Source organism: Streptomyces sp. NPDC001744 (assembly GCF_042892575.1).
Classification (GTDB): Bacteria; Actinomycetota; Actinomycetes; order Streptomycetales; family Streptomycetaceae; genus Streptomyces.
Map to the genome: position 1 here is coordinate 300,685 of NZ_JBIAUG010000002.1, position 12,013 is coordinate 312,697.

The window sequence follows — 12,013 nt, forward strand, 5'->3', positions numbered from 1 at the left end:
CCCGTGATCATGACGTACCGCATGCCCGCCGAGTGGACGCCGCACGAGCGCACCTGGATGGCCTGGCCCAGCCCCAACCCCACCTTCGGCGACGGGGAGGCGCTGGCCGGGGCCCGCGCCGCCTGGGCCGCGGTGGCCCGCGCCGTGCGCCGCTTCGAACCGGTGACGATGGTCGTCGCCCCCGGGGACGCGGAGGGCGCCCGCGCGCTCCTCGGCGACGACGTCGAGCTGGTCGAGCGCGACCTCGACGACGCCTGGATGCGGGACACCGGTCCGACCTTCGTCACGGACGGCACGGGCCTCGCCGCCGTGGACTGGGTGTTCAACGGCTGGGGCGCCCAGGACTGGGCCCGCTGGGAGCACGACTCCCAGGTCGCCCGCCACGTGGCGGACGTCGCGGGAGTCCCCGTCGTGTCCTCCCCGCTCGTCAACGAGGGCGGCGCGATCCACGTCGACGGCGAGGGAACGGTTCTGCTGACCGACACCGTCCAGCTCGGCGCCGGCCGCAACGCCGGGTGGACCCGCGAGCAGGTCGAGGCCGAGATCCACGCCAGGCTCGGCACCGGCAAGGCGGTCTGGCTCCCGCACGGCCTCACCGCCGACTACGGCACGTACGGCACCCAGGGCCACGTGGACATCGTCGCCGCCTTCGCCCGCCCCGGCACGGTCCTCGTCCACAGCCAGCGGGACCCCGCCCACCCCGACCACGAGCGCTCCCGGACGCACGCGGACGTCCTGCGCGCGGCCACCGACGCCCGGGGCCGCTCCCTGGAGGTCGTCGAGATCCCGGCCCCCACCGTCCTCAAGGACGAGGACGGCGACTGGGTCGACTACTCCTACATCAACCACTACCTCTGCAACGGCGCCGTGATCCTGTGCGCCTTCGACGACCCCCACGACGAACTCGCCGCCGAGATCTTCCGCCGCCTCTTCCCGGAGCGCGAGGTCGTCCTGGTCGACGCGCGCGCGATCTTCGCGGCCGGGGGCGGCATCCACTGCATCACCCAGCAGCAGCCGGCGGTGTGAGCGGCCGGAGCTGCGCGGGTCCGTCATCGGGTAGAACGTACGAGTGAGTCAGAGCAGCAGGCCGCCGACCCCTCCCCGCCGCCGCCACCAGGCCGCCCCGCCCCGCGAGGAGGTGCTCGCCGCCGCCATGGGGACCATCGCCGAGCGCGGGCTCGACGGGCTCACCATGGCCGGGCTCGGGCGGCAGGTCGGCATGAGCAGCGGGCACCTGCTCTACTACTTCCGCAGCAAGGACGAGCTGCTGCTCCAGGCCCTGGAGTGGAGCGAGGGGCGGCTCGGGGCCCGGCGCGGCGCCCTGCTCTCCCGGCCCGGGACCGCGCGCGAACGGCTCGACGGGTACGTGGACGTGTACGTGCCCACCGGGCCGCGCGACCCCCACTGGACGCTCTGGCTGGAGGTCTGGAACCGCTCGCAGAACGCCGGCGCCGACGCCCGCGCCCGCCAGGCCGCCATCGAGGGGGCCTGGCACCGGGACCTGGTCGCGATCCTGGCCGAGGGGGTCTCGCGCGGGGAGTTCCGGCCGGTCGACCCGGACCGGTTCGCCACCCGGACGCGCGCCCTGCTCGACGGCTTCAGCGTGCACGTCGCCGTCGGCCTCCCGGGCACGGGGCGGGAGCACGTGCTCGACCACGTACGGGAGTTCGTCGAACAGGAACTGCTCGCGCGACCGTAACGCACGCAAGTCCACAGGATCGTTGCCGGATGCGCCCTTGTCGGCGGGGTGGGCGTTCCGGCACGGTTCCTCTCCATGGGACGAGAGCAGTGGAAGAAGATCTGGGTCGGTTCCGCCGGCAACATGGTCGAGTGGTTCGACTGGTTCGTGTACGCGAGCTTCGCCACCTACTTCGCGGGCGCCTTCTTTCCCGAGGGCGACGACACCGCCAAGCTCATGAACACCGCCGGCATCTTCGCCGTCGGCTTCTTCATGCGCCCGGTCGGCGGCTGGCTCCTCGGCCGCGTCGGCGACCGCAAGGGACGCAAGGCGGCCCTCACCCTCACCGTCACACTGATGTCCGCCTCCGCCGTCCTGATCGCCGTCGCCCCCACCTACGCCGTCGCCGGGTACGGCGGCGCCGCCGTCCTCCTGGTCGCCCGGCTCCTCCAGGGCCTCTCCGTGGGCGGCGAGTACGCGGCCAGCGCCACCTACCTCACTGAGGCGTCCGCCCCGGAGCACCGGGGCTTCGCCTCCAGCTTCCAGTACGTGTCGATGACCGCGGGCCAGGTCCTCGGCCTCGGTCTGCTCCTGGTCCTCCAGCAGACCCTGTCCGACGCGGACCTGCACGCCTGGGGCTGGCGCATCCCCTTCGTCGTCGGGGCCCTCGGCGCGGCCGTCGTCTTCTACCTGCGCCGCACCATGCTGGAGACCGAGGTCTACGAGGAGAGCGCGGGCGACGGCGTCGAGCGGGGCCGGCAGGGCACCCTCGGGGCCCTCTGGGCGCACCGCCGCGAGGCGTTCCTCGTCGTCGCGCTCACCATGGGCGGGACCGTGGCGTACTACACGTACACCACCTACCTCACCAAGTACCTCTCCCACTCCGCCGGCCTCCCCAAGAGGACCGCCACCCTGGTCTCCTTCTGCGCCCTGATCGTCTTCGCCTGCCTCCAGCCGCTCGCCGGCCGGCTCTCCGACCGGATCGGGCGCCGTCCCCTCCTCATCACCTTCGCCCTGGGCTCCACCCTCCTGACCGTGCCGATCATGGCGATGCTCAAGCACGCGGGATCGTTCTGGCCCGCCCTCGGCCTCTCCCTCCTCGCGCTCGTCGTCGTCACCGGCTACACCTCGATCAACGCCTGCGTGAAGGCCGAGCTCTTCCCGACCGGCATCCGCGCCCTCGGCGTCGCGCTCCCGTACGCCCTCGCCAACGCGCTCTTCGGCGGCACCGCCGAGTACGTGGCCCTCTGGTTCAAGAACGCGGGCATCGAGTCGGGCTTCTCCTGGTACGTGGCCGGCTGCGCGGCCGTCTCCCTGGTCGTCTACCTGTCGATGCGCGAGACCCGGGACGTCGACCTGGGCCGGGCCGGCGCGCGCGACACCGCCGCGTCCGGACCGAAACGAGACGGCCTGCCCGTATCCTGAGATCCCGCACCATCGCGCCGTCGGCTGTGACAGACTTCCGGCGTGCTCGCTACCACGATGATTATCGGCAGCGGCGCGCCGGTCCGCAGTGACCGCTGAGGCGTGGAACGACCCCCACGCAGGCGGACGCCGTGCCCCAGACCCGCGCGCAGACCTCTCGCACCCGCGAGGGGTTTTTTCGTTTTCCGGCCCACCCGTGCCGGAGGCGGACGCCGCGTGGGGACGGGGGCAAGTGGATCCAGACAGTCCGGAGCCACATCCGACAGGAGCCATGACAGCCATGACCACGGAGAACGCCGAGGGTTCGCGCCCCGACGACAGTTTCCACGTCTTCGACACGACGCTGCGCGACGGGGCGCAGCGCGAGGGCATCAACCTCACCGTCGCGGACAAGCTGACCATCGCCCGGCACCTCGACGACTTCGGGGTGGGCTTCATCGAGGGCGGCTGGCCCGGTGCCAACCCGCGCGACACGGAGTTCTTCGCCCGCGCCCGCCAGGAGATCGCGTTCAAGAACGCGCAGCTGGTCGCCTTCGGCGCCACCCGCAGGCCCGGCGGCACCGCCGCCGAGGACCCGCAGGTCAAGGCGCTCCTCGACTCCGGCGCCCCGGTCGTCACCCTCGTCGCCAAGTCGCACGACCGGCACGTCGAACTGGCCCTGCGCACCACCCTCGAAGAGAACCTGGAGATGGTCCGCGACACCGTCTCCCACCTGCGCGCGCACGGCCGCCGCGTCTTCGTCGACTGCGAGCACTTCTTCGACGGCTACAAGGCCGACCCGGACTACGCCAAGGCCGTCGTCCGCGCCGCCCACGAGGCCGGCGCCGACGTCGTCGTCCTCTGCGACACCAACGGCGGCATGCTCCCCGCCCAGGTCCAGGCCGTCGTCGCCACGGTCCTCGCCGACACCGGCGCGCGCCTCGGCATCCACGCCCAGGACGACACCGGCTGCGCCGTCGCCAACACCCTCGCCGCCGTCGACGCGGGCGCCACCCACGTCCAGTGCACCGCCAACGGCTACGGCGAACGCGTCGGCAACTCCAACCTCTTCCCCGTCGTCGCCGCCCTGGAGCTCAAGTACGGCAAGCGGGTCCTGCCCGAGGGCGCCCTCGCCGAGACGACCCGCATCTCGCACGCCATCGCCGAGGTCGTCAACCTCACCCCCTCCACCCACCAGCCGTACGTGGGCGTCTCCGCCTTCGCCCACAAGGCCGGACTCCACGCCTCCGCGATCAAGGTCGACCCCGACCTGTACCAGCACATCGACCCCGAGCTGGTCGGCAACACCATGCGGATGCTCGTCTCCGACATGGCCGGCCGCGCCTCCATCGAGCTCAAGGGCAAGGAGCTGGGCGTCGACCTGGGCGACGACCGCGCGCTCGTCGGCCGGGTCGTGGAGCGGGTCAAGGAGCGCGAACTCCGGGGCTACACGTACGAGGCCGCCGACGCCTCCTTCGAGCTGCTCCTGCGCGAGGAGGCCGAGGGACGGGCCCGCCGCTACTTCCGCACGGAGTCCTGGCGGGCGATCGTCGAGAACCGCCCCGACGGCACCCACGCCAATGAGGCCACCGTGAAGCTCTGGGCCAAGGGCGAGCGGATCGTCGCCACCGCCGAGGGGAACGGCCCGGTCAACGCCCTGGACCGGGCCATGCGGGTGGCCCTGGAGCGGATCTACCCGCAGCTCGCCAAGTTCGAGCTGACCGACTACAAGGTCCGCATCCTGGAGGGCCGCCACGGCACCGAGTCCACGACCCGGGTCCTGGTCACCACCAGCGACGGCGACGGCGAGTGGTCCACGGTCGGCGTCGGCGAGAACGTCATCGCCGCCTCCTGGCAGGCCCTGGAGGACGCCTTCACCTACGGCCTGCTGCGCGCGGGGCTCGACCCCGCCGAGTAGCCGCGTTCGGCCTGCTATGTCCTGTTCGGCGCCGTTCGGGTAGCGTCGATGTATGAGGACCAGGCCGCTCGCCCGCCCGGCGGCTCTCGGCGGGCTGATACTGCTGCTGCTCCTGGTCCTGGTGCCCGCCGCGGGTGCCGGGACCACCGGCGTGTCCGACGCGGCCGCCGCCCTGCGCCGGGGCCCGGTCTACGTGGACCCCGGCGCCGCCGGCCGGCTTCCGAAGGCCGACGCGGACGCCCTCGCGCGGAAGATCGAGGACGCGGACAAGCCGCTCTTCGTGGCCGTGCTGCCCGCGAACGCGCAGTTCCCCCCGCGCGGGCTCATCGCCGATCTGCGGGCCCGGACCGGCGCCACCGGCCTGTACGCCGTACGCCTCGGCGACCGCTTCGACGCCGGGGTCGACCCCTCCGTGATGTCCCCGGCGGCCGTCCGGAGCCTCGTCGCCTCCGTCCGCGCGCCGGACGTGGACGCGGCCACCGAGCTGAACGCCTTCGTGGACCGGGCCCTGCCCGCCCTGCGCGGCTCCGCCCCCTCCTCCTGGGGCTCCGCCGGCTCCGGCTCCGGGGTGCCGCTCGCCGGGCTCGCCGTCCTCGGCGGCGTCGTCGTCGCGGGCGGCGCGGGCGCCTACGCCGTCGTCCGCCGCAACCGGCTCCGCAAGGAGGCCGAGGAGCGGGCCGCCCTGGAGAGGCTCCGGGTCGTCGTCGACGAGGACATCACCGCCTTCGGCGAGGAGCTCGACCGCCTCGACTTCCACCCCGCCGAGGCCGGTGCCGACGACGCCATGCGCGGCGACTACGAACGCGCCCTCGACGCGTACGACCGGGCCAAGTCCCTCATGGCCTCCGCCGTCCGCCCGCACGACGTGCGCGGGGTGACGGAGGCGCTGGAGGAGGGCCGCTTCTCCCTCGCCGTCCTGGCCGCCCGCCGCGAGCACCGCCCGCTGCCCGAGCGGCGCGCCCCCTGCTTCTTCGACCCGCGCCACGGCCCCTCCACCGAGGACCGGCTCTGGACCCCGGCCGGCGGCACCGCCCGCGAGGTCCCGGTCTGCGCCGCCGACGCGGCCCGCCTGGACGACGGCCTCGACCCCGCCGCCCGCACGGTCGACACCGCTTCCGGCCGCCGTCCCTACTGGGAGGCGGGGCCCGCCTACGGTCCCTGGGCGGGCGGCTACTTCGGCGGCGGCCTCCTGCCCGGCCTCCTCGTGGGCACCCTCCTCGGCTCCGTGCTCTCCACCCCGGCCTACGCCTCCGAGTACGGCGGGGACGGCTTCCAGGGCGGCGACTTCTCCTCCGGCGACTTCGGGACGGGTGACGGCGGAGGCTTCGACGGCGGTGGGTTCGGCGGTGACGGGTTCGGCGGCGGCGGGGACTTCGGTGGGGGCGGCGGCTTCTAGAGCGGGCCCCGCCGACAGCGGCGGGGAGAGGCCGGGAACGCCGAGCGCCCGCCGTCCGCCGTGATGCGGCGGAGGGCGGGCGCGCTCGTACGGCCTCGCGGCCGGGGGTCAGGCGGCGTTCTTGATCGCGGAGATGTCGAAGGTCAGCCGGACCTTGTCGCTGACCATGACCCCACCGGTCTCCAGGGCCGCGTTCCAGGTCAGGCCCCACTCGGAGCGCAGGATCTCGGCGGAGCCCTCGAAGCCGACGCGCTCGTTGCCGTAGACGTCGGTGGCGGAGCCGTTGAACTCCAGGTCGACGGAGAGCGGCCGGGTGACGTCCTTGATGGTCAGGTCGCCGGTGATCCGGTACGCGTCGCCGCCCAGCTGCTCGGCCTTCGTGGAGCGGAAGGTCATCAGCGGGAACCGCTCGGCGTCGAAGAAGTCGGCGCCGCGCAGGTGGTTGTCGCGGTCGGCGATGCCGGTGTCGACGGAGGCGATCCTCACGTCGATCGAGGCGGTGGAGGAGCCCGGGTCCGTCCCGTCCAGCCTCAGCGCGCCCTCGTGCTCGGCGAAGGTGCCGCGGACGTTGGTGACCATGGCGTGGCGGACGGTGAAGCCGATGCTGCTGTGGGCGGGGTCGATGGTGTAGTCGCCGGTCAGGGCGGCCAGGGCCGGGTCCACCGGGAGGGTGGCGACGGCGGTGGCGGACTCGGTGTTCTTGCGGCCGAAGAGACCCATGACTGCTCCTTGCTCGGGATTGGTTGAACCTTCAACGAGAATGACTGTAGCCCCGTTCTGTTCAATATTCAACATCTGCGGGGAACGTTCACCCGGAAGACGCCGGGAAAGGGCCGAGGCCCTCTTCCGGACGCGCGTAGAACTGCGGCACCATCTCCCTGCGCGCTCCGCACCACCTGCACCGCCGTCCCCGCCCCCTCACGGTCACCAGCAGGAGGAAGACCCGATGAAGCTCCGCTCCGTCCTGACCGCCCTCGCCCTCGTCCTCGGCGCCCTCTTCGCGCCCGGCGTCGGCGTCCTCGTCTCCGCCGGCGAGGCCCACGCGGTCACCAAGATCAGCCACGCCACCGCGACCTCGATGTTCCGGTCCTCCGGGATCACCTGGTCCTCGTCCGGCGGCTGCTCCGACCGCAACAACTCCACCTGTACGTCCTTCGAGCAGCTCAACCTCGCCACCGCCCAGGGCGCCCAGACGCTCCGGAGCGCCAGCGGCTGCGCCCTCAACATCACGGGCGGCACCGAGACCGGGCACGCGAGCGGCACGTACTCCCACTGGAACGGCTACAAGCTGGACTTCAGCAAGTACACCTGCCTCGGCAGCTACATCAAGAACACGTTCACCTACATCGGCGTGCGCGGCGACGGGGCCCCGCAGTGGAAGTCCGGCGCGGGCAACGTCTACGCCGACGAGGGCAACCACTGGGACGTGACCTTCTACAACTGCGGCGGCTGCTGACCCCGGGAAGCCGCCGGGAGAGCCCCCTCCGGGGTCCACTTGGACTAACCGGAGGGGGTTCTTGGACTGGAGGGCTCCCCGCGGCGCGATCCCGTTGACGGTGCCGCCGGACCGGGGCCAACTGGTGCGCATGCCCCTCCCTCACCCCCGAAGGATCCGTGCGGCCTGCGCGCTCGCCGTGGCCTCGTCCACCGTCCTCGCCCTGGCGCCACCGGCCCTGGCCGACGTCCGGAGCCCGTCCGCCGCCGGAGCCGTGTCCTCCGCCGGAGTCGCGGCGGACACCGCCGAGAGCGCCGTCCTCACCTCCGGTCCGCTCGCCGTGGCCGTCGCGAAGGACTTCCCCCGCGTCCTCTCGTACACCGACCGCGCGAGCGGCGCCCGGCTCCTCGGCAGTACGGCCCCGGTCACCAGGGTGGTCCTCAACGGCACCGCCCGCGCCGTCCGGGCCAAGGGCGCCCCCGTCCTGTCCCGCACCTCCGCCGCCTACACCCTCGTCTTCCCCGACCTGCCCGGCGTCGAGATCGACGCGCGGCTGAGCGTGGACGGCCGGACCACCGCCTTCCGGGTCACCGCCGTCCGCGACACCGGGGAGTTCCGCGTCGGAACCCTCGACATACCCGGCCACGACCTGGTCTCCGTGGGCTCGTCGGACGCCGGTGCCGCGACCGCCTTCACCCGGCTCGACCCGGACTCCACCCGCACCGCCGACGTCTTCGCGCGGGTCACGGACGCCACCCCGGCCGAGGCGAACCCGGTCGGCGCCTCCTACGCGATCGTCAGCGCCGGCGGCCTCGCCGCCGCCGTCGAGTCCAACTCCAGCTACGACAAGCCCTCCGGCGCCTCCGCCCGTGACGGCGCCCGCTTCTGGCACCAGGCCCGCAGGAACGGCACCGAGACCCGCGTCGGCGTCTGGTCGGGACAGTGGACCCATCGCGGCGAGGGCGCCCCGGAGCCCGAGAAGGGGGACGCCCTGCCCTGGGCCAAGGTCGTCGTCACCCCCGACGCCAACGGCGACGGGACCACCGACTGGCAGGACGGCGCCGTCGCCTTCCGCACGATCGGGATCAAGGCCCCCGGCAGCGAGCGGACGCCCGACCGGGTCGTCGCCCACATCCCGTTCAACTTCGCCTCCCAGGCCACCCACCCCTTCCTGCGCACCCTGGACGACGTCAAGCGGATCTCCCTCGCCACCGACGGCCTCGGCCAGTTCGCCCTGCTCAAGGGGTACGGCTCCGAGGGCCACGACTCCGCCCACCCCGACTACGGCGGCAACTACAACAAGCGGGCCGGCGGCCTCGCCGACCTCAACACCCTCCTCCGGGAGGGCAAGAAGTGGAACGCCGGCTTCGGCGTCCACGTGAACGCCACCGAGGCGTACCCCGAGGCGAAGAACTTCAGCGAGACCCTGGTCGACAAGACCAGGCCCGGCTGGAACTGGCTCAACCAGAGCTACTACATCGACCAGCGCCGGGACATCAACAGCGGCGACCTCGCCCGCCGCTTCCAGCAGCTCCGCGACGAGACCGACCCCAACCTCTCCACGCTCTACATCGACGTCTACTACACGCACGGCTGGATCGCCGACAAGACGATGCGGGCGGTGCGGGCGCAGGGCTGGAACGTCGCCACCGAGTGGGCGGACAAGTTCGAGCGCTCCTCCCTCTGGTCCCACTGGGCCAACGACCTCGACTACGGCGGCGCCACCAACAAGGGCCTCAACTCGCGGATCATCCGCTTCATCCGCAACGGCGAGAAGGACGTCTGGAACGACGACCCGGTCCTCGGCCAGACCGCCCTGGTCGACTTCGAGGGCTGGACCGGCGAGACCGACTGGAACGCCTTCACCGCCAACATCTGGCAGCGCAACCTGCCCGCCAAGTACCTCCAGCGGCAGCGGATCACCCGCTGGGACGGCGACGACATCACCTTCACCGGCGGCGTCCGCGGCACCGTCGAGAACGGCCGCCGCACCTTCTACGAGAACGGCCGCAAGGTCCTCGACGGCAAGGGCTACCTCCTTCCCTGGGACGGCGGGAAGAAGCTCTACCACTACAACGAGACCGGCGGCACGACCAGTTGGCAGGTCCCGCCCGGGGCCCGCTCGTACACCGTGTACAGGCTCACCGACAACGGGCGCGTGAAGACCGCCACCGTGCGGCCCGCCGGCGGGAGGATCACCCTGGAGGCCGCCGCCGGACAGGCGTACGTCCTCCACCCCGACCGGGCCCCCGAGCCGGCCGACCCCCAGTGGGGCCGGGGCACCCCGGTGAAGGACCCCGGCTTCAACGACGCGAAGCTCGCCGGCTGGACGAAGACCGGCACCGTCACCCGTGACACCGACGAGCGGGGGCGCAACAGCGCGAAGCTCACCGGCGCCGCCACCGCCGAACTCCGGCAGCGGCTCACCGGACTCACCCCCGGCGAGCGGTACACCGCCTCCGCCCTGATCGAGGTCGAGCCCGGGAAGACCCGCCCGACCACCCTCTCCGCCGGCGGCGCGTCCGTCACCGTCGAGCGCTCCCCGCTCCAGGACCGGGTCGCCGCCTCCGACTGGAACGGCACCCGCTTCCAGCGCGCCAAGGTCACCTTCACCGCGCCCGCCCGCGGCACCGTCCTGACGGTCCGCGCGGCGGCCGGCAGCGCGGCGGCCGTCCGCGTGGACGACGTCCGGGTCGTTGCCGGCGCCCCCGCCACCAGGGCCGGAACCGTGGTGCACGAGGACTTCGAGGCCGTCGACCAGGGCTGGGGGCCCTTCCTCAAGGGCGACTCCGGCGGCACGACCGACCCGCGCACCCACATCGCCCAGTCGCACGCCCCCTACACCGGGGCCGGCTGGAACGGGAAGCTGGTCGACGACGTCATCGGCGGCGCCGAGTCCCTCAAGTCCCACGACGAGAACAGCGGCCTCGTCTACCGGACCGCGCCCTGGACCGTCCCGATGAAGGACGGCCACCGCTACCGCGTGGAGTACGACCACCAGTCCAGCCACGCGGGCGCCTACGAGTGGGTCACCGGCTACGACCGCGCGAACGGCACCGGCGCGGTCGAGACCCGGCGCACCCCGATCGGGCAGCAGCGCACCACCGGACACTTCGCCGAGACCGCCACGGCGGGCTGCGGCGACACCTGGACCGGCCTGCGCAAGCGCGCCGACGCCCCCGACGGCGCCGACTTCGTCCTCGACGGCTTCACCGTCACCGACCTCGGCCCGGCCCCCGAGCGCGCCGCCTGCGGCTCGCTCGCCGTCGCCGCGCCCGAGACCCTGGAGCCCGGCCGTCCGAACCGGGTCACCGTCACCTTCGCCAACGACGAGGCCACCGGGGTCACCGGCGCGCGGGCCGCCCTCGCCCTGCCCGCGGGCTGGACCGCCGAACCGGCCGCGCCCGTCGTCCTCGACGCGGTCGCGGCGGGCGGCAGGGCCACCGCCACCTGGCAGGTCACCCCGCCGGTGGACGCGCCCTACCGGTCGTACCCGCTGGACGCCTCCCTCACCTACGACGTCGGCGGGAGCGAGCGGAGGCTGGCCGCGGCCACCACCGTCCGCACCCTGCCCCCGCCGCCCACCGCCGACACCTGGGCCAGCGACCACGACTGGACCTCGGCCACCAACGGCTGGGGACCCGTCGAGCGCGACCTCTCCAACGGCGAGACCGGTACCGGGGACGGCTCCCCGCTGCGGATCGGGGGAGTGGCCCACGCCAAGGGCCTGGGCACCCACGCCCCCTCCACCGTCCGCTACTATCTCGGCGGCCGGTGCGCCTCCTTCACCGCCGAGGTCGGCGTGGACGACGTCCAGACCGGCCGGGGCAGCGTCCGCTTCGCCGTCCTCGCGGACGGCGCGGAGAAGGTGAAGTCCCCGGTCCTCGGGGCCGCGGACCCCGCCTGGCCGCTCACCGCCGACGTCACCGGCGCGGCCTACGTCGACCTGGTGGTCGACGACGGCGGCGACGGCAACGGCAACGACCACGCGGACTGGGGCAGCGCCCGCTTCCACTGCGGCGGCTGACCCGCGCGAGCACCGTACGGGAACGGCCGGGCGGCGCCCCGGGGGGGGGGGGGCCCCGGGGCCCCCCCCCCCCCCCCCGGGCGCCCCGCTTGGGGGGGCCGCCCCCCGGCCGGGGGCCCCCCCCCCGGGGGGTGTGGTGAACCAAACAAAAAAAC

Annotated in this window: 8 protein-coding genes; 7 read left to right on the plus strand and 1 reads right to left on the minus strand. The window is 73.4% G+C overall.

What is annotated here, in order from left to right; translation table 11 throughout:
- Window positions 1-9: 9 nt before the first annotated feature.
- The 5 genes from ACFYZY_RS03830 to ACFYZY_RS03850 all read left to right on the plus strand — a co-directional run bounded on the left by ACFYZY_RS03830 (window position 10) and on the right by ACFYZY_RS03850 (window position 6,396).
- A complete protein-coding gene (locus ACFYZY_RS03830) occupies window positions 10-1,026 on the plus strand; it encodes an agmatine/peptidylarginine deiminase (RefSeq protein WP_388689170.1) in 1,017 nt (338 codons plus the stop codon).
- 127 nt (window positions 1,027-1,153) lie between these two features.
- Window positions 1,154-1,699 (plus strand): TetR/AcrR family transcriptional regulator, encoded by a 546-nt coding sequence (locus ACFYZY_RS03835; RefSeq protein WP_388689371.1) that lies wholly within the window; start codon window positions 1,154-1,156, stop codon window positions 1,697-1,699.
- A 75-nt stretch (window positions 1,700-1,774) separates the two neighbouring features.
- Window positions 1,775-3,103 carry an MFS transporter gene (locus tag ACFYZY_RS03840; RefSeq protein WP_388689171.1) on the plus strand — a complete coding sequence of 443 codons (1,329 nt, stop codon included), beginning with the start codon at window positions 1,775-1,777 and terminating at the stop codon, window positions 3,101-3,103.
- A gap of 280 nt (window positions 3,104-3,383) precedes the next feature.
- On the plus strand, window positions 3,384-5,000 hold the full coding sequence (cimA, locus tag ACFYZY_RS03845; RefSeq protein WP_388689373.1) for a citramalate synthase: 1,617 nt from the start codon (window positions 3,384-3,386) through the stop codon (window positions 4,998-5,000).
- 52 nt (window positions 5,001-5,052) lie between these two features.
- The gene (locus ACFYZY_RS03850) at window positions 5,053-6,396 is read left to right on the plus strand and encodes a hypothetical protein (protein WP_388689173.1); all 1,344 of its coding nucleotides are present in this window, start codon (window positions 5,053-5,055) and stop codon (window positions 6,394-6,396) included.
- Window positions 6,397-6,504: 108 nt separating this feature from the next.
- Here ACFYZY_RS03850 and ACFYZY_RS03855 read toward each other — a convergent pair whose 3' ends face one another.
- On the minus strand, window positions 6,505-7,116 hold the full coding sequence (locus ACFYZY_RS03855; RefSeq protein WP_388689174.1) for a YceI family protein: 612 nt from the start codon (window positions 7,114-7,116) through the stop codon (window positions 6,505-6,507).
- Between the two features lie 226 nt (window positions 7,117-7,342).
- Between ACFYZY_RS03855 and ACFYZY_RS03860 the strand changes: the two genes are divergently transcribed.
- Window positions 7,343-7,852, plus strand: a complete 510-nt coding sequence (locus ACFYZY_RS03860; RefSeq protein WP_388689176.1) for a hypothetical protein — start codon at window positions 7,343-7,345, stop codon at window positions 7,850-7,852.
- 130 nt (window positions 7,853-7,982) lie between these two features.
- Window positions 7,983-11,858, plus strand: a complete 3,876-nt coding sequence (locus ACFYZY_RS03865; RefSeq protein ID WP_388689178.1) for an endo-alpha-N-acetylgalactosaminidase family protein — start codon at window positions 7,983-7,985, stop codon at window positions 11,856-11,858.
- Window positions 11,859-12,013: the final 155 nt, after the last annotated feature.